Origin of the sequence: Fontisubflavum oceani, from assembly GCF_030407165.1 — a bacterium.
In the GTDB taxonomy this organism is placed as follows: domain Bacteria; phylum Pseudomonadota; class Alphaproteobacteria; order Rhodobacterales; family Rhodobacteraceae; genus Rhodophyticola; species Rhodophyticola oceani.
The window spans coordinates 1,534,287-1,552,117 of the sequence record NZ_CP129111.1 but is presented as its reverse complement, the minus strand read 5'-3'; the positions used below and the strand labels follow the sequence as shown (position 1 = coordinate 1,552,117).

The 17,831-nt window shown below is 59.8% G+C and carries 23 protein-coding genes and 2 pseudogenes; 12 read left to right on the top strand and 13 right to left on the bottom strand.

Annotated elements, in window-relative coordinates; genetic code table 11:
- Positions 1-211 precede the first annotated feature (211 nt).
- Positions 212-577 carry an MmcQ/YjbR family DNA-binding protein gene (locus QTA57_RS08035; protein ID WP_290154405.1) on the bottom strand — a complete coding sequence of 122 codons (366 nt, stop codon included), beginning with the start codon at positions 575-577 and terminating at the stop codon, positions 212-214.
- Between the two features lie 124 nt (positions 578-701).
- Here QTA57_RS08035 and QTA57_RS08030 point away from each other — a divergent pair, with 124 nt between their 5' ends.
- From QTA57_RS08030 to QTA57_RS08020, 3 genes are all read left to right on the top strand, one after another.
- Positions 702-1,004 (top strand): hypothetical protein, encoded by a 303-nt coding sequence (locus QTA57_RS08030; RefSeq protein ID WP_290154404.1) that lies wholly within the window; start codon positions 702-704, stop codon positions 1,002-1,004.
- A gap of 26 nt (positions 1,005-1,030) precedes the next feature.
- The gene (locus tag QTA57_RS08025; protein WP_290154403.1) at positions 1,031-1,438 is read left to right on the top strand and encodes a hypothetical protein; all 408 of its coding nucleotides are present in this window, start codon (positions 1,031-1,033) and stop codon (positions 1,436-1,438) included.
- Between the two features lie 63 nt (positions 1,439-1,501).
- A complete protein-coding gene (locus QTA57_RS08020) occupies positions 1,502-1,777 on the top strand; it encodes a hypothetical protein (protein ID WP_290154402.1) in 276 nt (91 codons plus the stop codon).
- Positions 1,778-1,780: 3 nt separating this feature from the next.
- On the opposite strand, the gene QTA57_RS08015 is transcribed toward QTA57_RS08020, so the two are convergent.
- From QTA57_RS08015 to QTA57_RS07985, 7 genes are all read right to left on the bottom strand, one after another.
- Entirely contained in the window at positions 1,781-2,038 is a 258-nt protein-coding gene (locus tag QTA57_RS08015) for a TFIIB-type zinc ribbon-containing protein (RefSeq protein ID WP_171561323.1), read from the bottom strand.
- Between the two features lie 83 nt (positions 2,039-2,121).
- A complete protein-coding gene (locus tag QTA57_RS08010) occupies positions 2,122-2,385 on the bottom strand; it encodes a DUF5665 domain-containing protein (RefSeq protein ID WP_145215380.1) in 264 nt (87 codons plus the stop codon).
- A gap of 11 nt (positions 2,386-2,396) precedes the next feature.
- A complete protein-coding gene (locus QTA57_RS08005; RefSeq protein ID WP_145215377.1) occupies positions 2,397-2,720 on the bottom strand; it encodes an antibiotic biosynthesis monooxygenase family protein in 324 nt (107 codons plus the stop codon).
- Between the two features lie 105 nt (positions 2,721-2,825).
- Positions 2,826-3,293 (bottom strand): hypothetical protein, encoded by a 468-nt coding sequence (locus QTA57_RS08000; RefSeq protein WP_290154400.1) that lies wholly within the window; start codon positions 3,291-3,293, stop codon positions 2,826-2,828.
- A gap of 113 nt (positions 3,294-3,406) precedes the next feature.
- Entirely contained in the window at positions 3,407-3,880 is a 474-nt protein-coding gene (locus tag QTA57_RS07995; RefSeq protein ID WP_290154399.1) for a tRNA (cytidine(34)-2'-O)-methyltransferase, read from the bottom strand.
- The gene (locus QTA57_RS07990) at positions 3,873-4,592 is read right to left on the bottom strand and encodes a DUF6206 family protein (protein ID WP_290154398.1); all 720 of its coding nucleotides are present in this window, start codon (positions 4,590-4,592) and stop codon (positions 3,873-3,875) included. Before QTA57_RS07990 ends, QTA57_RS07995 begins: the two co-directional genes overlap by 8 nt.
- A complete protein-coding gene (locus QTA57_RS07985; RefSeq protein WP_290154397.1) occupies positions 4,589-4,717 on the bottom strand; it encodes a hypothetical protein in 129 nt (42 codons plus the stop codon). Before QTA57_RS07985 ends, QTA57_RS07990 begins: the two co-directional genes overlap by 4 nt.
- 97 nt (positions 4,718-4,814) lie before the next feature.
- Here QTA57_RS07985 and QTA57_RS07980 point away from each other — a divergent pair, with 97 nt between their 5' ends.
- Both QTA57_RS07980 and QTA57_RS07975 read left to right on the top strand, forming a co-directional pair.
- Complete coding sequence (locus tag QTA57_RS07980) at positions 4,815-5,291, top strand: HugZ family pyridoxamine 5'-phosphate oxidase (RefSeq protein WP_290154396.1); 477 nt, start codon at positions 4,815-4,817, stop codon at positions 5,289-5,291.
- A gap of 32 nt (positions 5,292-5,323) precedes the next feature.
- Positions 5,324-5,815 carry a hypothetical protein gene (locus tag QTA57_RS07975; RefSeq protein WP_290154395.1) on the top strand — a complete coding sequence of 164 codons (492 nt, stop codon included), beginning with the start codon at positions 5,324-5,326 and terminating at the stop codon, positions 5,813-5,815.
- Between the two features lie 4 nt (positions 5,816-5,819).
- On the opposite strand, the gene QTA57_RS07970 is transcribed toward QTA57_RS07975, so the two are convergent.
- From QTA57_RS07970 to QTA57_RS07960, 3 genes and pseudogenes are all read right to left on the bottom strand, one after another.
- On the bottom strand, positions 5,820-6,299 hold the full coding sequence (locus tag QTA57_RS07970) for a DUF427 domain-containing protein (RefSeq protein ID WP_290154394.1): 480 nt from the start codon (positions 6,297-6,299) through the stop codon (positions 5,820-5,822).
- Positions 6,300-6,534: 235 nt separating this feature from the next.
- On the bottom strand, positions 6,535-6,948 hold the full coding sequence (locus tag QTA57_RS07965; RefSeq protein ID WP_290154392.1) for a DUF4864 domain-containing protein: 414 nt from the start codon (positions 6,946-6,948) through the stop codon (positions 6,535-6,537).
- A gap of 70 nt (positions 6,949-7,018) precedes the next feature.
- Positions 7,019-8,598: pseudogene (locus QTA57_RS07960) on the bottom strand (lysine--tRNA ligase).
- Between the two features lie 120 nt (positions 8,599-8,718).
- On the opposite strand from QTA57_RS07960, the gene QTA57_RS07955 reads away from it, so the two are divergent.
- Both QTA57_RS07955 and QTA57_RS07950 read left to right on the top strand, forming a co-directional pair.
- The gene (locus QTA57_RS07955) at positions 8,719-9,138 is read left to right on the top strand and encodes a tellurite resistance TerB family protein (protein ID WP_145215355.1); all 420 of its coding nucleotides are present in this window, start codon (positions 8,719-8,721) and stop codon (positions 9,136-9,138) included.
- A gap of 52 nt (positions 9,139-9,190) precedes the next feature.
- A complete protein-coding gene (locus QTA57_RS07950; RefSeq protein WP_290154391.1) occupies positions 9,191-9,988 on the top strand; it encodes a nucleotidyltransferase domain-containing protein in 798 nt (265 codons plus the stop codon).
- Between the two features lie 35 nt (positions 9,989-10,023).
- Here the strand turns inward: QTA57_RS07950 and dacB are convergent, their stop codons facing one another.
- On the bottom strand, positions 10,024-11,439 hold the full coding sequence (gene dacB / locus QTA57_RS07945) for a D-alanyl-D-alanine carboxypeptidase/D-alanyl-D-alanine endopeptidase (RefSeq protein ID WP_290154389.1): 1,416 nt from the start codon (positions 11,437-11,439) through the stop codon (positions 10,024-10,026).
- Between the two features lie 159 nt (positions 11,440-11,598).
- On the opposite strand from dacB, the gene QTA57_RS07940 reads away from it, so the two are divergent.
- Entirely contained in the window at positions 11,599-12,453 is an 855-nt protein-coding gene (locus QTA57_RS07940) for a DMT family transporter (RefSeq protein WP_290154388.1), read from the top strand.
- Here QTA57_RS07940 and QTA57_RS07935 read toward each other — a convergent pair.
- Positions 12,450-12,968, bottom strand: a complete 519-nt coding sequence (locus tag QTA57_RS07935; RefSeq protein ID WP_407933504.1) for a nicotinate-nucleotide adenylyltransferase — start codon at positions 12,966-12,968, stop codon at positions 12,450-12,452. The two genes, QTA57_RS07940 and QTA57_RS07935, sit on opposite strands and share 4 nt — an antisense overlap.
- Positions 12,969-14,022: 1,054 nt before the next feature.
- Between QTA57_RS07935 and ettA the strand changes: the two are divergent.
- The 4 genes and pseudogenes from ettA to QTA57_RS07915 all read left to right on the top strand — a co-directional run bounded on the left by ettA (position 14,023) and on the right by QTA57_RS07915 (position 17,664).
- Positions 14,023-15,677: pseudogene (ettA, locus tag QTA57_RS07930) on the top strand (energy-dependent translational throttle protein EttA).
- 513 nt (positions 15,678-16,190) lie between these two features.
- Positions 16,191-16,568, top strand: coding sequence for a hypothetical protein (locus QTA57_RS07925; protein ID WP_290154387.1), 378 nt, complete (start codon positions 16,191-16,193; stop codon positions 16,566-16,568).
- A 197-nt stretch (positions 16,569-16,765) separates the two neighbouring features.
- Positions 16,766-16,972 (top strand): cold-shock protein, encoded by a 207-nt coding sequence (locus QTA57_RS07920; protein ID WP_121896372.1) that lies wholly within the window; start codon positions 16,766-16,768, stop codon positions 16,970-16,972.
- A 167-nt stretch (positions 16,973-17,139) separates the two neighbouring features.
- A complete protein-coding gene (locus QTA57_RS07915) occupies positions 17,140-17,664 on the top strand; it encodes a DUF4329 domain-containing protein (protein WP_290154386.1) in 525 nt (174 codons plus the stop codon).
- Positions 17,665-17,831: the final 167 nt, after the last annotated feature.

The window sequence follows — 17,831 nt, the reverse complement described above, 5'->3', positions numbered from 1 at the left end:
GAAAGCGGATACCACGATGAGGTTATGAAGTTGGCGTCGCCTTCGTGCGTGGTAATGTCCGACTACGAAGTAAGGCACAGTACACAAGAGAATATGACCGCTAGGTACTCCCGCCACACCAGCGGAATTCTATTCAAGGGAACGAAGCGTAGCGTTCTTACTACTCGCAACGACGGGTCAATATCTTGGAGCTTGTAACGGTGAACAAGAGTTAGGTGCCACACAACATTCCTAACTCCTCCCGCATCTTCTTCGTCATCCCCGCCACAACCAGCCGATAGCTCTCCTCGATATGCTCCTTGAGCATCGCATCGCTCATCGCGCTCGCTTCATAGACTTGAAGCCATGTCATGCCGCGTGACGCCAGATAAGGCGCGGGGCGGATGCCCGGCTCCCCGCCTAGCACCTCGAAGGCAATCTCGCCCACCTTGAAGGTGAAGGCGTCCTTGCCATCACTCCAGCCGCAGATGGCAAAGACCTTCGGCCCCACTTTCCACACATCCACATTGCCCCATTGCACCACATGGGAGGTCGCTTTCATCCTGCCACAAAAGCTGTTGAATTCGTCGCGTGTCATCGCCCGACCCTGCGCCGCCACGCCCTTCAAGGCAAGCGCCCTTCACACCCACACACCGCGCCCTGCGTTGACTAAAGGGGGCGCTCCGGGTCCAATGCCCCCATATTCAGAAGGAGCAATTCCCATGTCCTTCCTCGTCCGCTACACGCTCGCCTCTGCCGAGGATCACACCCGTCAGGTCGACGCCATGCAAGCGCTCGTCGCTGGTTTGACCGCCGAAAACATCACCGGCCTTCACTATTCCTGCTTCGAGACCGATGAGCCGACGCAATTCATCGGCGTGCTTGAATTCCCCGATGACGCCACGAAACAGGCCTTCCTCGACAGCCCGTCCTTTGCCGCCTATCGCGCCGCCGTTGGCCCCACCTTCGCCAACCCGCCGCAGACGACCGAGATCACGGCGATCGCGTCGACCCGGCGGGGCTGACCGGTTTGCGTGCGCTTGCCTTTCTCATGCTGACAGCGCTCCCGGTGCAGGCTTGGGAGGCCGGTGTCGAAGGCCCTCTCTGCACGCTCACCCATTCGGAACCTGGGCTGGATATCCGCCTGACTTATGACCCAACTCTGCCCGAATACACCATCACTCTAACGCTTGAGCAGCCTTGGCCAGACGGCCCCGTCTTTGGCATCCGCTTCGAGGGTGCCAGCCCCAACACAATCACCACCGGAAACCACCAACTCTCGGATGATCGCCACGCGCTAACCGTGACGGACCGCGGCTTTGGGAATGTTCTGAACGGGTTGGCCGAGAATGAAACGGCCACGGCTTTCATCGCGCCTGTCGGCGCGCGCTTCGACCTGGACGGCGCTGCACCCGAAGTGGCGGTGTTTCGAGCCTGTGTAATCGTGCCGACGGCCTAGTTATTGAACCAGACCAGCCGGTGATCCGACCTCCTCCTGACACATATATCACGGAGGTCGCTCATGCGCCGCACGATTTCAGTTCTTTGCACTCTCGGCCAATTGGCCTTCACCGGTCCGGCCGTCGCGCAATCGGTTGGCTTCGGCCTCGGTGTCTCAAACGGGCCTGTCACGCTCAGTATTGGCACGGGCAACCGGAATAGACAGACCTGCGAGACCCGCATTGTGCCAAGAGGCGGCGAAATACGTCTCCGCCGCGGCATGGTGGTCGAAAGCGTCAGCTGCACCGACACAAGCTGCACGGAACAGCAGGTCGTGATCTGCCCGACGCGGCGCTAAACCTCAGAAATCGAAGATATCGTCCAGGAACGACCCGCGCCGTTTCTTTTTGTGATAGCTCGACGACCGATCCCGCCCTTGGTCATAGTCATCGCGCCCGCCACGCTGCGGCTGAGGCGGCGCGGATGGGGTCGAGCGCTCGATAATCTTGTCCAATTCACCCCGGTCGAGCCACACACCCCGACATTGCGGGCAATAGTCGATCTCCACCCCTTGGCGGTCGGCCATAACCAATTGGGTTCCGTCGATGGGGCATTGCATTGAGATGTCTCCTTGACTGTGTGACTGAGACATAGGCGCGGGCTGTCGCCAGGCAAACCGCGATAGCAAAAGCCTATCGGCAGCTAGCGTTGCGCCTCCATCTGCCGCGCAATCTCGGCGGCCCACTCACCGATGATCGGCAAAAACTCGATCTGGCTGAGCGACCAGACCAGAACCGACAACAGCAGCGATGCGCCCAGCACCGTGCCCAACCCGAAAGCGAGGCCACGCGCCAGATTGAACAACAGCACTCGAAACACCGAGTTATGCAGCCGTATGAAACGATGCGAATTCAGCAGCGCCACTTCATCGCGGAGCGCCCGTATCTCTTGCTCGATCTCGGCCACGCCTAGGCTCCCTAACTGTCAAACACCGCTTCAACATCGTACATCACCGGCTCGAAACTCCGGCACATCTGGGTGATCTCGCGGTTGCGGCGGACCATCTCGTCGCTTCGGAGCATCGCTTGAAAGTCTTCGCGGCGCTGCCACTGAGAGTAATTCGCGACGCGGGTCTGGGCATCATTCACATGCAGACCAGCCGCAATGAACCCAGGCTGGTGTGAGATGAACACGTCATAAGCTTCGGTTAGCGCCTCAATCAAATCGCGGCAATTGCCGGGCGTGGTTTCAAAAGTGGTGATCACGGTTTGTAGGGCCGCACCCTTGGCGATGGATGGCATGTGGCTGTCCTTTCTGCCGCAATCGTAGCGCCCGGCTCAAGCTCGGCGCAAAGAAAAAAGCCGCGCATGGGCGCGGCCTTCTGTCATGCCATCAATCGTTCGGAGTTAGCCAGTATAGCCCGCATAGAGATCGTCATAACTTGGGTTCCCGGCGGGAATGTCGATGTCACGCCCATTCATCTCTGCTTCAAGCGCCCCGATTGAGTCAACGCGGTCGCCAGGGTCGAGCATCGTCGGGTGAGCGCCGGCGTGGTATGCATTATAGACCTCGACTAACTGATCATCTGAATACCCGCCAGTCCAGTTTGCATATCCTTGAGCCGTCACGCCGGAGGTGTTTAACAATGGGTTGTTACCCCAGCCGCCAACGTCAAAACTGCCAAAGAGCGGTTCACTAGGATCAATCTCCGCCAATGCAAGCTGAGTTTCGCCTGTTAGGTCTTCAACGCCGCCAGAGACGACCGCCAAAGTCGCCATAGCAAGGCCAACAGCGCCGGCGGTCAATACGACCCAGTCGACGGTTACAGCGCCACTTTCGCTCCGCCAGAAATCCGCATTGAACCTGTTACTCATAGTCGTCACCCCTCGTATGGTGTCGGTTCATATGACGTTCCAAAAAATATGGTCGTACCGAGGCAATACCGGGCCCGATGTCAGGTCATGTTGTAGCAATGTCGTGACCCGGATCAGAGCAGATGCGACCGCATCGCCTGATAAACAACGGCTGTCGCCGCATTGGCCAGGTTCAGCGACCGGATATATGGGCTTCGCATCGGCAGATGGAAGACGCGGTCCGCCATCCCATCGAGTATCTCCCCTTGCAACCCTTTGGTCTCGCGACCGAAGACAAGATAGGCATCGGAAGGATAATCCGGCGCAAAGACCGATTGCGCGCCATCATCTTCGAAGAAAAACAGCTGCTCACGATCCGGCATGCGCGCCCTCAGGAAATCCGGCCAGCTGTCGTATTCGCTCAACCGCACGTGCTGCCAATAGTCCAAACCCGCCCGGCGCACTGACTTTGCGGAAATGTCGAAGCCATAGGGCTTAATCAGGATCAACTCCAAATCCAAAGCCACGCACGTCCGCCCAATCGTCCCGGTATTGCCTGGAATCTCGGGCGTCACCAGCACCACCTTCATCCGCGGCGGCTCAGACATTGGGTTTGCCCTCAAGCCCCAATATCCGGCGTGTTGTTGTCCAAATCGCGGGCAAGCGCGGTGGTGCGTCGAGCTCGGCCAGAACCTCGTCTTTCATCGCCCCGCTCAGATGGGTCTCGGCAAAGCCGCGCCCCCACGCCAACAGCGCCACCTCATCCTCGGGGCGCAGCCGCACGGCGCTGCCGATCAGGCCGACAATCGTGCCAGCCGGTGAATACCACTCATCTTGGATCGCCCGAATGCGTTCGGGCAAGACTGGGCCGATACCTCGGATCAGGGCAGATTCCGAGAAGCGGAGCAGCAGCTTGCCCATCTCCGCCCGGCTATAGCCGATGAGCGGCGGGAAGGTATCAAAGAAGATCGGCCCGTCGGCCCCCATGGCGAAATTGCGGATCGAGGGGTGATAGCCGATCCGCTCCGGTCGGTCGGCCACGGCCTGCCAGAATGCCGCGATACTGATCGCGGCCTGATCGAGGAGGGCAATCGCGCGGTCAAGATCGGCCGCTAGTAACATGTCGCGCAGCATCTTTTCCGGCGGCAGCGCCTGTTGCACGATCACAGGTCGGCGAAACCCGATCTCTTCGAGCACCAGAAACTGCGTCTCGGGCAGGTTCACCCCCGCATCGCGGAGACACGCGGCATAAGCACCGTGGCGTTCGGCCAAAAGCGACAGAACTTCCGGGTCTCGCCCCCCACGATAGGTCTTGATCACCCGGTCGGAGAGCGGGCCTTGGGCCGGACGAAACGGCGCACAGAAATAGCCTCCAATCGGCTGACGGGCTCAGCGCGCTCGGCCAGTGCATCACGCACCGCCACATTGAGTTGATCTCTGTCCATGTCAGGCCCCTTTGCTGCCAACCTGTGGTTAGGGCGCATGGCCAAGGCGCGCAAGGGCGGGCTGGAGCCAAGCGCATCCGCGTGGTAGTCCTAGCTCATGACACGTCAAACCTCCGTCATACGAGACACCGATGATGAAGCCCGTGCGCTGGCGCGAAAGCTGATCGATGACGCACGGTTTGGGACTTTGGGCGTGTTAGACCCCAAAAATGGGGCGCCGATGGTGAGCCGGATCGCCGTGGTGCCCGATGAGGATGGCACGCCGCTCACCCTGATATCGGACCTTTCAAGCCATAGTGCCGCCTTGGCCGCGAACCCAGCCTGCTCCCTCTTGTTGGGTGAGCCCGGTGCGAAAGGCGATCCTTTGACCTACCCACGGCTGACCTTGCAGTGTCGGGCAGAGCGTGCCGACAAAGATGGCCTGCGCGCACATTACCTTGCACATTACCCAAAAGCACAAGTCTATTACAATTTTACAGATTTCCGACTGGTTCGACTTCAAATCACGTGTAGCTTTCTCAATGGCGGCTTCGGCAAAGCGTTCCACCTCACCACTGCTGATCTCGCCCGCTAGGCCTATCCCCCGGCCGAAGCCATGGTGAATAGATGAACGAGATTGACCCCAACCTACCAGGCATTTGGATCGTTCCCGGCGAAGCCTTCACCTATGAGATTCTGCCAGATGGCAGCTATCACGTCGCCACGCCCCCCGCAGCGCTCACATTTTCCGAAGATGCCACCGTGATGACCTGGGACGGGTCCGACTATGTCCGACAAAGCGGGAGTGGCAAAAGTGTCGAAGGTCATTGGACGGCGCGCGATGCACGCGAAGACTGGCTATTCTCAAGCGATGGACGGTACCAGCTCAGACTCGGTGATGGTGGGCCAGCGTTGACGGGCATCTGGGCCCTGCGCAACGGCGGCACCCAACTCTGGACCCGAGAGCGACTTGCCCAGTTGGTGACGGATGGGGCGCAGATCACATTTCAGATGCAGGGGGAACCCTCCATCACCTATGGGTACACCGTATCCGATGGCGTTTGGGTTCTGATGGACCCTGTCAGCTGGGAAAAACGCGCCACCTATCGCCGGCCATGACCCGTTACCAGCGCTCGGTCCCCGGTGCGCCTTTGATCTCCCCGCGCAGATTTTCGGTAACCCAACCGCCGTAAAAACTGCCAGGCTGCGGCAACACTTTATGCCGCCCCACATAACAGGCCTCCATTGGTTCGGCATAGAACGCCAGATATCCCGCCAATGGCGCAAAATCTTCGCTCGGTCGGGCATAGCTCCATGCCGCACGTTGGCGTCGCACGCCGCCTGCCGACACACTCCAATACCGCGCGGCCCCCTTCCATTCGCAATAGCTGGTGCCCTGCGCCGCGGTCAGAACGCCAGCGGCGACATCTTGTGGCGGGAAATAGTAAGTCGGCGCGTGATGGGTTTCGAGCACCCGAAAACCGGCGCGGGTTTCGGCAATGGTCATCCCGCCAAGCACCACCCTCAAAACCTGCGTCACCGCCTCTAAAGCGGGTGGTCGTGGATAGTCTTGGACATTTTCTTGTAGAAGATCGGAAATCACACACCTCCGATCCGGGGCTCTGCTCTCTTAAGACGCGGAAGATAGCCGGACCGTCCCGTCACACAACCCCCAGCAATCAGAATCGATCGCCCCCCGGCTCAGTTGATGGCCGCGGATGAGTTGGTCATCTCGCACCATGTCGCTGGCTCAACCGAGCCTCAACTATCAACATCTAACTGACGAACCCTACCCCACCCCGCAGAAGCTCAGATCATATTGTCATACCGAGATGATTTCAGGCACCAACTTGGGGCGCGCGCAGAATGCGGACACCGTTGATCTGCCATCCGGCCTCGGTTTCGATCATCTGATACCCCAACACATGGGCTACCCCTTGGCCATCAATGATCTGCACCCGCTGCACGATGAGCCCGCCAAGTGTCTGCAAATCCAGATAGTCGATCTGCCCAGGTCGCCAGACCATTGGATAGCCCTCTTCGACCATCTGCCCAAATCGCTCGGGCGTCTGAAACAGGCGCTGGATGTTTGGGCTGGCATAGGTCCACGCGTCGTCCACGTCATCGGCCAGGAAGGCCTCAAACTGGTTCTGGATCGTGCGTTCAATCGCCGGGTTGGGTGCCAGAACCTCTTGTGCGGCCGCCACCGCGCCCGCACAGATCATCAAAATCGCCAAATAGATGCGCCGCATGGCCCATGTCCTCCGCCGTCATGTCCGACAAAACGGTAGAGCCCGGACAGCGCCCGTCAACGCGAGCGGTTCAAGCAGCCAGCTTGCCTGCCAGCCCATCTTCGATCAGTTGCACAGTCTCCGCGACCCCATAAAGCGCCACGAACCCGCCAAAACGCGGGCCTTGCGACGCACCCAAAAGCACTTCGTAAAGCGCTTGAACCAATCACGGAGCGGCTCAAACGCATGCTCTTTGCCCACCGCGAAGACGATGGTTTGCAACGCCTCATCCTCCACCGGCCCGTCATAAGCGCGCAGCCGATCTGCCAGATCGCGCATCGCTGCGGCCTCTTTTTCATCGGCCTCACGGAACACTTTGTGAGGTTTCACGAAGTCATTGTAGTAGCGCACGGCAAATCCGGCGGCCTGATCCAGATCCGGGTGGCTCTCGGGCGTCGCATCGGGCGCATAACGGCGAATGAAGCCCCAGAGCGCCTCTTTATCCTCTGCGCTGGCCACCGAAGCGAGGTTCAACAACATCGCGAAGCTCACGACCATATTCGACGCCGGCACATTATGCCCATGGATATGGAACACCGGGTTGTTCATCCGTTGTGCCGCATCCTGTGTCCCGTATGCGCGGAGTTGCTGATGATACTCATCCACCGCTTTCGGGATCACGTCGAAATAGAGCCGCTTGGCGCTTTTCGGCTTCTGATACATGAAGTATTGCAGGCTTTCCGGCGCGGCATAGGTCAGCCACTCCTCCATCGACAGACCGTTGCCTTTCGACTTCGAAATCTTCTGCCCCTGCTCATCATTGAACAGCTCATAGGTCAGCGTCTCTGGCGCAGGACGTCCAAGCGCGCGGCAGATTTTCGTGGCTTGGGTGACGGAGTCGATCAAGTCTTTGCCCGACATCTCATAATCGACGCCCAAAGCCGCCCACCGCATCGCCCAATCAGGCTTCCACTGCATTTTCACATGCCCGCCGGTCACCGGCACTTCGACTCGCTCACCATCCGGCTCTTCATACACAATGGTGCCTTTGGCCACATTGCGCTCCAGCGTCAGCACTTGAAGCACATGGCCCGTTTTCGGGCTCACCGGCAGGAACGGCGAGTAGGTCGCGCGCCGTTCCTCGCCCAGGGTCGGCAGCATGATGTCGAGGATCTTGTCGAACCGCTCCAAAGCCGTCAGCAGCATCTCGTCGAAATGCCCGTCACGGTAATAGTCGGTTGAGGAGATGAACTCATACTCGAAGCCATAACTGTCCAAAAACGCATTCAGACGCGCGTTGTTATGGGCGCCGAAGCTGTCATGGGTGCCAAACGGATCGCGCACTTTGGTCAGCGGCAGGTGCAAATCCTCGGCCATCTGCTCCTGGTTCGGCACATTCGTGGGAACTTTGCGCAAACCATCCATATCGTCGGAGAAGCAGATCAGCCGGGTTGGGATGTCGCTGATCACCTCGAAGGCGCGGCGCACCATCGTCGTGCGCGCCACCTCACCAAAGGTCCCGATATGCGGCAGGCCAGACGGGCCATAACCGGTCTCGAACAGCACATACCCCTTCTCGGGCGGTGCTTTTTCGTAGCGTTTGACCAGGCGGCGCGCCTCTTCAAAGGGCCAGGCCTTGGAAGTCATCGCGGTGTCGCGCAGATTGGTCATTGTCTCTCATCCATTCATTGGGGCGCGCCACCTTGCCGCGCGCGCCCTGCACCTATTGCCCCGCGCCCCGAGGGTCAATAAATTCCAACTAAAGATACGTGCCCGAGCAGGAGACCACCGATGACCGAAGAAACCGCCCTTTCCGCACAGGATGCGCTGGTGGCCGTGATGGTGGCCGTTTCGGTCTCTGATGAGAATATCCGCACCTCAGAGCTTCTGACGATGGAAGAGCTCGTCAATCACTTGCCCGTCTTCGCCGATTATGACGCGGACCGCATGAAGCGCGTCTCGCAAACCGTGTTCGACCTGTTCGAAGAGGAAGACGGTCTCGATGCGCTCTTCGGTCTGATCAAAGATGCCCTGCCAGAGAAGCTGTTCGAAACGGCCTATGCGCTTGGCTGTGACGTTGCCGCCGCGGATGGAAAACTGCGCCAAACCGAACTGCAATTCTTGATGGAAATCCGCTATCAGCTCGATATCGACCGATTGCACGCCGCGGCCATCGAACGCGGCGCCCGAGCGCGGCATATGACGCTTTGAATTGCGTCTAACCACATATGGTGCGTGACGCCAGCGAGGGAAGGATCACCCCATGAACCACGCCGACGCCATCGCAACGATAACCGAGACACTGCGAAACCACCCGAGTGTTCGGGCTTTATTTCTCAGCGGCAGTTACGCCACAGGGTTCGATGACGCGTATAGCGACATTGATTTTGTCTTGGTGACACCCGAGGGCGCCACGGATGAGATCGCAAGCCTGTGGCGAGAGGCCATCAGCAAGACCGGCGAGATCGTCTTGTGGTGGGACCGAAATGTCAGACCGGTTCTGATCAATGCAATCACAGAGGATTGGCTCCGCACCGATGTCGTGATCTTGAAACCCGATCAGATGGGGGCACAGAAGCAAGACGCCCTGAAACCCCTCTTTGATCACGACCAGATATACGACACCTTGCCCGCGAAAACGGCCGCGCCAGCACCCAACCCAGCATATCTCAGGTACCAGTTTGAAGAGTTTATTCGGATCCTGGGTCTCCTCCATCTCGCTGTCGGGCGCGAAGAATACATCAACGGCGTACTTGGGGTTTTCCACCTGCGTAATAAGTTGGTCGACCTTCTGATTGCAGAAACCGGCGTCCCCCATCGGGGCGGTGTTCTGCATTTGAACCGGTTGATCACCGACGAACAAAAAGACGTTCTGACCGCGCTGCCGCCGCCGGTGCCGGCCCGAGATCAGATGATCGCGGGTCATCTTGCCTATGCGAAGGCATATCTTCCCCGCGCACGCGTGCTTGCAAAACAATGGGGGGTCGACTGGCCCGAACGTTTTGAGGCCGCAACATGGGCTCAGCTCAAGAAAACGCTATCGATTGAGAAACCTTACTGACGCTGTTGCGGCACGTCAGAAGGCCCAGCTTCTTTCTACCCGTAGACTCCAGCCCATCTCTCAATCAGCCGCTGCTGAAGCCGCTTTGACCGCCTGGTATAGCTCCGGCCACCCTCTGGTCGCTCCATCTGCGCCGGGCTGAGCGCCTGTCTCCGGTCGAGGTCGGCGCAAAAGATCGAGAAGGCCAGATCCCGTCCGCCGGGCGCTCTGGCATAGCCTGCCAGCGAGCTGACGAAATTCAGCGTCCCAGTCTTGGCCACAACCTCCACTGGATGATCGGCGATCAAATTGCCCTCGGCGTCGCGCATCGGGATGTCTTTCATCAGCCGCCGGACCATCCCATTGGCCCCCGCCTCCACCAGGGCATGGGTCATATCCTGCGGCCGGACGCGGCTCGCGTCGCCCAGACCCGAATGGTCAACGAAGGCCGTGTGACGCGACCCAAGCCGCTGGTCCATCCAGGTGTTCATCTCGGCCGCTGATCCGTCGAGGGAGCCGGGCGCGGCACCCCCGGCGATACTCGCGCTCAAACCCACCGCCTCGGCGGTGATATTGGTGGACCAGCGCATCATCCCACGCAGGATATCCTCCAAGGGTTCACTCACATGTTCCGCAAGCACTGAGCCGTTTTGTGGCGCAACACCTTCGCCAGGACCGGCCAACACGATCCCGTTTGATCGGGCCAAGACCTGAAACACCTCGCCAGCGTAAAGATGGGGGCGGCGAACCGGCAACCAGCGGCTGCCGCCATTGCCAAGCGCGCGCCGCGCAACGGTCCAATTCTCGCGGGTCTCGGTTTCCTCATAGGTGTAGACAGGCACATCGCGGTCGGCGACGCGCATCCGCATCCGCGCCACTGGCGGGCGCAACGTCTCCGAGCGCGCATCCATCTGAACACTATAGTCGCCACCATCCCGCGCCCATTCAAAATGCACCCGGTTGAAATTGAGATTCAGACCCGAGATCGCCGGATTATATCCCACATGCGCGGGCTGCTCTGGATCAATCGCGCGGATATACGGCAATGCATTGGAGGCGAGCATCAACCGCCCGGTCACCTCACGAAGCCCGCTTTCGCGTAAGGAGCGCGCCATCGCACTCAACTGATCGGTGCCAAGCAACGGGTCACCGCCACCGACAAGCCATAGATCGCCATCAAGACGGCCGTTTTGCACCGGCCCATCCGCGACCAATCGCGTGCGGAACCGATATCCCGGCCCAAGCCGGTCCAACCCATAGGCACAGGTGATCGCCTTGGCGACGCTGGCCGGGGGCATGCCAAACAGTGGATGGACCACCTCCAACATCTCACCGGTCCGCGCATCAGCCACGGCGAAGCCCACGCGCCCACCCAACCGTGCCTCGGCAATCAGCTCTGCTGCGGATGGGATCGCGCGCCGCGCCAAACCGGTGGGCCGAACCATCGGCCTAAGCGATGTGTCGGGTGGCATTGCCCATGCGGGTTGGGCTAATCCGGCCAAAGCGCCGCCTACAAATATGCGCCGTGAAATCATCTGATCAAAAACCTCGGAACTCTGTCGCAACTAAACCGCAGGCCGGGACGCCGCTCAACCCTTTCAGCGGTCACAAAAACCCCATATGCGGGGATCATGAAATCCGACACGCTCCGCGCGCTTCCCCTGATGTTGGTCGCGATGGCCCTGATCCCGATGGGAGACAGCGCCGGAAAACTGCTAACCACGACCTACGGGGCCGAACCGGTCTTCGTAGCCTGGAGTCGGTTTGCGCTCGGCGCGGTCATCCTCGCGCCCTTCGTTCTGCATCTCACCCCGCCGCGCCTGTTTCTGGATTGGCGGATTTGGCTGCGTGCTTTGCTGGTCGTGGCCGGGATCACCTCAATCCTGACCGCGCTTAAGACCGAACCGATCGCCAATGTCTTCGGCGCGTTCTTCGTCGGTCCGATCATCAGCTATTTTCTGTCCGCGTGGCTTCTGGCCGAGCCGATCTCGCGCGGTCGAACCACCTTGCTTTTGGTGGGGTTCATCGGTGTGCTTTTGGTCGTCAAACCCGGCTTCGGCATGACCCCGGGACTTGGCTTCGCGGTCTTGGCGGGGCTTTGTTATGGGGCCTTCCTCACTGCGTCACGCTGGCTGGCAACAGCGGCGCGGCCCCGGGCGCTTCTTTTCTCTCAGTTGATGATCGGCGCGCTGGTTCTGGCCCCATTCGGCCTGACGGCCCTACCTGCGTTCAGCGCGCCTGTCGCGGCCTATACAACGGTTTCGGCGCTTGGCTCCATGCTTGGAAACCTGCTGTTGGTCATCGCACTTCGGTTGGCACCGGCTTCCGCGATGGCGCCCTTTGTCTACACCCAACTCGTGGCGGCGACGTTCCTCGGTTGGCTCATCTTCAGTGATTTCCCAGACATGCTCGCCCTCACTGGGCTGGCTCTGCTGTTGATCTCCGGCCTGGCATCTTTGGCACTGCCCGCTGGCAAATCGCGTTAACGCACCCAATCACCACGCGCGCGGATCTCACTCGACGACAGATCCACCATCGGCACGTTGAGAAAACACCAGGCCGGCGGTTCGGACCAGGCCAGACCGGGCGCGGCGGAGGCAGGCAGTTTATACCGGCGAAACACCTGGGCCGCCTTTGACGTGCGGGCCGAGATACGCTGCCCGGGGCGCGCCATGACACCGACAGGCACATTGTGCATAATCCACTCCCACCGCTGCCAATGATGGAAACTGGCGAGGTTATCGGCCCCCATCAGCCAGACGAACCGCACGCCTGGATACGCCGCAAACAGCCGCTCCATCGTCTCGGCAGTGTACCGCGTGCCAAGCTGTGCCTCGAGGTCGGTCACCTCAACCCGCGGATGCTGCACCAGTTTCCGCGCGGCCGCCATTCGGCGTTCCAGACGCGCCGGCCCTTCGGCTTTGAGGGGATTTCCAGGGGAAACCAGCCACCAAACGCGGTCCAAACCGAACCGTTTCAACGCCTCGCGGCTCACATGCACATGGCCCGCATGTGGCGGATCGAAGGACCCCCGAACAGGCCAATGGCCTGGCCTTCGACAGCATGAGGCAACGAATATCGCATGAGTTCCCCTTGGACACGACGGCTTTGATGGGTTGTCGGTGGGGGGCTGTCAATCCATCCCCTCCCTGGTTTGGTGCTGGGACGTAACTGAATCTGAGCAAATCGTATGGCACCGACCCGCCGTATCGTCGCGTCGAGGTGATCGGGCCATTCGCTGCCTAAACCGCAGATATGAAACCCAATGCTGGCTGCCTGAACCGCGATCGCGTGACGTCCAATCAGTCTCTTTGCCAGCCTTGGAGTCACATCCGCCGACCAAGAACATCGCAGCAGGTGGCCGACGACTGCGCCCGGTCGAAAACCCCGTCCCACAACGCGCAATACCTTCTGCGGGCCTTAACTCGCAAAAATGGGGCCGACCCTCTCGGCTCGGCCCCAATCGCTCATCGTTTCAGAGTTAGAACAACTTATATGGGTTGATCTGCGGCGGATCCGTGGTTCGCGTCCTCCGGGTCTGTGGCAACAACCCGACATCGGCCCGCAAGTAATCGGGGACATCGGCAGATCGAGACACATCTGTTTTGGCAGTCTTGGAACGGCCAAACAGGCTCCCCAAAGCGCGCAGCAAACTGCCAAAGCTCCGCCGTCTGAATCTGATCATTTGAGGGGTCATTTCGTGCTCTCCATTTGATTGATGGAAAGCCGCCACATGAACGGAAGACATGAAAAAAGGCCGCGTCATGGGCGGCCTTCGAACAGAACTGCTGTCGCGCCGCGTCTACGGGGTCTGGCCGCGAAGGCCTCGTACCTGTGCGATGGAGCAGTTCATTGGATTTCCTCTCAGAGGGGTTCAAGTGAGGTTGTCCTAGCCAGCCAATTGCGGAGTCGCAACATCGAACTTCGACTCTGGTTCAGATCGGCGGAAAACCGTTGCCCAAACGCACAGAGCAAAATCGGCACCCGATGATTGCCCATCGCCCGCGCCCCCATTAAGTAACGGAAAACCCAGATTTCCGACGGAGCATCCCCGCATGGCCAGCTATCAATATGTCTATCACATGGACGGCGTCTCCAAGACCTATCCAGGCGGCAAGAAATGCTTTGAAAACATCCGGTTGAGCTTTTTGCCCGGCGTGAAAATCGGCGTTGTCGGGGTCAATGGCGCGGGTAAATCCACGCTTATGAAGATCATGGCCGGCCTGGATAAAGACTTCTCGGGCGAGGCCTGGGCCGCCGAGGGCGCGAAAGTCGGGTACCTGCCACAGGAACCGCAACTCGACGAAACCCTTTCGGTCCGCGACAATGTGATGCTCGGCGTTGCCGAGAAAAAGGCCAAGCTCGACCGGTTCAACGAACTCGCGATGAACTATTCCGACGAGACCGCCGACGAGATGGCGCAACTGCAAGATGAGATCGACAGCAACAATCTCTGGGATCTCGACAGCCAGATCGATGTCGCGATGGAGGCGCTGCGCTGCCCGCCCGATGAGGCGATGCCGGAGCACCTCTCGGGCGGAGAACGCCGCCGCGTGGCGCTCTGCAAGCTGCTCCTCGAAGCGCCCGATATGCTGCTCCTCGACGAACCAACCAACCATCTGGACGCGGAGACCATCGCTTGGCTGCAACAGCACCTGATCGATTACAAAGGCACGATCCTGATCGTCACCCATGACCGCTATTTCCTCGATGACATCACCGGTTGGATTCTGGAGCTCGACCGTGGGCGGGGCATTCCCTACGAAGGCAATTACTCCGCCTGGCTGGAGCAGAAGGCCAAACGGCTGGCGCAAGAGGCCCGCGAAGACAAATCGCGGCAGAAGACCTTGGAGCGGGAACTCGAATGGATCCGCCAGGGTGCCAAGGCCCGTCAGGCAAAACAGAAGGCCAGGATCAACGCCTATAACGACCTCGCCAGCCAATCCGAGCGCGAGAAACTCAGCCGGGCGCAGATCATCATCCCGAATGGGCCACGTCTTGGCGGCAAAGTCATTGAGGTTGATGGGCTGGCCAAGCACTACGGTGACAAACAACTGATCGAAGACCTGAGCTTCGCACTGCCCCCGGCGGGATCGTCGGCGTCATCGGGCCGAACGGTGCCGGTAAATCCACGCTCTTCCGCATGCTGACGGGGCAGGAAGCTCCTGACGCGGGCACGCTCGAATACGGCGACACGGTGGATCTCGCTTATGTCGATCAGTCCCGCGATGCGCTGTCCGGTGACGCAACCGTCTGGGAAGAAATCTCCGGCGGGGCCGAGATCATCGAATTGGGCGACGCACAGATGAACTCCCGAGCCTATTGCTCGGCTTTCAACTTCAAGGGCGGGGATCAGCAGAAGAAAGTCGGGATGCTCTCGGGCGGCGAACGCAACCGTGTGCATATGGCGAAGCTCCTGCGCTCGGGTGGCAATGTGCTCCTCCTCGACGAGCCGACCAACGACCTCGATGTCGAAACCCTCCGCGCGCTAGAAGACGCCTTGGTCGATTTCGCCGGTTGCGCCGTGGTCATCTCCCACGACCGCTTCTTCCTTGACCGGATTTGCACCCATATCCTGGCTTTCGAAGGCGAGGCCCATGTGGAATGGTTCGAGGGCGATTTTTCCGCCTATGAAGAAGATAAGAAACGTCGCCTCGGACCGGATGCGCTAGAACCGAAACGGGTGAAGTATAAGAAATTTGCGCGGTAAGAGGTCGACTGGAAGGTAGATCTTTCCGTCTATCTGGTCCATTCGTCCAGAGGCTAGATATGGCCTCCTAACTCGACCGTTCTTTGCAGGCAACCTTGCGCGACTGCATTTTTAGGTGATTACACTTGGTGCACCTCAACGCGTAGGCATTGGTCAGCTCGGGCGCAGGGGAGCGACTTACTTCTCCGCACCCCTCGATATTCGAGAGCCCGATGGTCGGCAGCGATCTCGGGCAACCACCCTATGGCACGGCTTCGGGTCATACCTGGCCCAGCACGCGCAACCAACTGCAGGCCAGACCTGCGGTCGTGCACAGACGGGCACGATTGCTCACATCGACGCCAGATTGGCGTAACATACCTGCCCTGGCGCCGGTTCCGCCCCATGTCTGATCCATGAAAGGAGCCATCCAATGACCCGCCGCAAACCGATGCCACCAAGCCAGCCCACTGCGCCGCGACCGGCGCCCACGCCCTTCCGCTTCACCGATTGGGCGGCTATATGATCGGCCCTATGACCCACCCGTTTCTCCGGTCCGCCATCGCCGCACTCATCGCTGGTCTGTCGGTGCCGCTTGCCGCGCATCTGGGCTTGACCCGAGCCATGGGCGCGCACCCTTGGTGGGACACGCAGATCGCCTGGATCGGGTTGGCCTTGGGCTTGCTTCTTTCGGTGCTCGCGAGCCGACTTCCGGCGCGTTTCGCCATCCCTGGGTTGGCGTTGGCCACCGGGCTGGCGCTTTGGCTGGCGATGACTGGACAAGCCCGGTTCGCGGCCTCCTTTGCCAGTGATGAGGTCGCCGGGCGGCTCTGGTATTTCGGTTGGATCGCGGTGGCCACATGCGCGGTCGCGCTCTTGGCTTTATCAGCCATGACCATCATCCGGCGGTGAGTTTTGGTCAGCAAGAGATCGCCAAGCCGGGGCGAATTTTCTTGCTTTGTGACCAAATGCGCCCCATATGCGCCCTGCGACCGTTACCGCAATTCGACCCGCTGTTTCCCCACCATAGGCGCACGACTCGACCTGCTACTGACTGACGCCGTCGCTGCCGCACCACGCGGGCAGTTGATTTTAAAGGAGAAAAGCGGATGGCCAATGGCACCGTAAAATGGTTTAACGCAACTAAAGGCTTCGGCTTCATCGAGCCCGAAGGTGGTTCGCGCGACGTGTTCGTGCACATCTCGGCCGTTGAGCGCGCCGGTCTGACCGGTCTGAACGATGGTCAGAAAGTGACCTTCGACGTCGAAGCTGGCCGTGATGGCCGCGAAAGCGCGACCAACCTGGCCCTGGCATAAGCGACAGGTTTTTGCCGTTTCTGGCAAGTTGAGAGTTTCGAACGGGCGCGCCATATGGCTGCGCCCGTTTTTCTTTGCCCGTTGCAGCTCTGGCTGGGCAAATGACTGGCAAAATCAGACATAGCCGCTATCGTTTAAGCATTGTCTTATCTACTGGAGATTCCCCGATGCGATTGATCCTGGCTTGCGTTGTCACATTGATGACCGCCCCCTTTGCCCAGGCCCAAAGCGCCGAAGAGACGGAATTTATCACCGCGCTCTATATGAATATGAACCCCCTCTCGATCGAGTTTAATCGCGAGGTCTGCGGCTATGTGGTGCGCCGCCCATCCGGGGAACTCGACAGCACCAAGGTCAGCTGGGGCACCAATGCCTCTTGCGCCTCCTTGCCGGTCCCACCGGGCGTCGAGGTGATCTCCTCCTGGCACACACATGCGGCCTGGGGCGAGGGGTATGATGGGGAGGTCCCCTCCACAGTCGATGTTGAGGGGGATATGCGCCAAGGCGTCAATGGTTGGGTCTCAACCCCGGGCGGGCGGCTCTGGTTTGTGAATGGTCAGACCGGCAGTATGCATCAAGTCTGTGGCCGGGATTGCCTGCCATCAGACCCGAATTTCTTCCCCGAAGAGCATGGGCCGGTGGCCAAGAGCTATACCCTTGAAAGCCTCCGCGCGCGCTTTGGTCAACGGTGATACCTCCAAAACACCCTGCGACACCTCGGTGGAGAGCTGACTGAAGATATTCGGCTGATCTCGCGCAGCTTTCTACCGTCTGACCTGAGTTGCGCAATGACCGCCTCTGTCGTCCGGCGCACAGGGGCTTGTTTTGCAACAGGCAAACGGGCGGGTGACCGCTTGTC

What these genes read in the sequence shown, in the direction of transcription:
- QTA57_RS08035 (WP_290154405.1), bottom strand. Translation starts at nt 577, where the DNA reads ATGACACGCGACGAATTCAACAGCTTTTGTGGCAGGATGAAAGCGACC.
- QTA57_RS07975 (WP_290154395.1), top strand. Translation starts at nt 5,324, where the DNA reads ATGAACGAGATTGACCCCAACCTACCAGGCATTTGGATCGTTCCCGGC.
- QTA57_RS08015 (WP_171561323.1), bottom strand. Translation starts at nt 2,038, where the DNA reads ATGCAATGCCCCATCGACGGAACCCAATTGGTTATGGCCGACCGCCAA.
- QTA57_RS07965 (WP_290154392.1), bottom strand. Translation starts at nt 6,948, where the DNA reads ATGCGGCGCATCTATTTGGCGATTTTGATGATCTGTGCGGGCGCGGTG.
- QTA57_RS07980 (WP_290154396.1), top strand. Translation starts at nt 4,815, where the DNA reads ATGACACGTCAAACCTCCGTCATACGAGACACCGATGATGAAGCCCGT.
- QTA57_RS07955 (WP_145215355.1), top strand. Translation starts at nt 8,719, where the DNA reads ATGACCGAAGAAACCGCCCTTTCCGCACAGGATGCGCTGGTGGCCGTG.
- QTA57_RS08000 (WP_290154400.1), bottom strand. Translation starts at nt 3,293, where the DNA reads ATGAGTAACAGGTTCAATGCGGATTTCTGGCGGAGCGAAAGTGGCGCT.
- dacB (WP_290154389.1), bottom strand. Translation starts at nt 11,439, where the DNA reads ATGCCACCCGACACATCGCTTAGGCCGATGGTTCGGCCCACCGGTTTG.
- QTA57_RS07925 (WP_290154387.1), top strand. Translation starts at nt 16,191, where the DNA reads ATGACCCACCCGTTTCTCCGGTCCGCCATCGCCGCACTCATCGCTGGT.
- QTA57_RS07920 (WP_121896372.1), top strand. Translation starts at nt 16,766, where the DNA reads ATGGCCAATGGCACCGTAAAATGGTTTAACGCAACTAAAGGCTTCGGC.
- QTA57_RS07995 (WP_290154399.1), bottom strand. Translation starts at nt 3,880, where the DNA reads ATGTCTGAGCCGCCGCGGATGAAGGTGGTGCTGGTGACGCCCGAGATT.
- QTA57_RS07940 (WP_290154388.1), top strand. Translation starts at nt 11,599, where the DNA reads ATGAAATCCGACACGCTCCGCGCGCTTCCCCTGATGTTGGTCGCGATG.
- QTA57_RS07950 (WP_290154391.1), top strand. Translation starts at nt 9,191, where the DNA reads ATGAACCACGCCGACGCCATCGCAACGATAACCGAGACACTGCGAAAC.
- QTA57_RS08005 (WP_145215377.1), bottom strand. Translation starts at nt 2,720, where the DNA reads ATGCCATCCATCGCCAAGGGTGCGGCCCTACAAACCGTGATCACCACT.
- QTA57_RS07915 (WP_290154386.1), top strand. Translation starts at nt 17,140, where the DNA reads ATGCGATTGATCCTGGCTTGCGTTGTCACATTGATGACCGCCCCCTTT.
- QTA57_RS08030 (WP_290154404.1), top strand. Translation starts at nt 702, where the DNA reads ATGTCCTTCCTCGTCCGCTACACGCTCGCCTCTGCCGAGGATCACACC.
- QTA57_RS08020 (WP_290154402.1), top strand. Translation starts at nt 1,502, where the DNA reads ATGCGCCGCACGATTTCAGTTCTTTGCACTCTCGGCCAATTGGCCTTC.
- QTA57_RS08025 (WP_290154403.1), top strand. Translation starts at nt 1,031, where the DNA reads ATGCTGACAGCGCTCCCGGTGCAGGCTTGGGAGGCCGGTGTCGAAGGC.
- QTA57_RS07985 (WP_290154397.1), bottom strand. Translation starts at nt 4,717, where the DNA reads ATGGACAGAGATCAACTCAATGTGGCGGTGCGTGATGCACTGGCCGAG.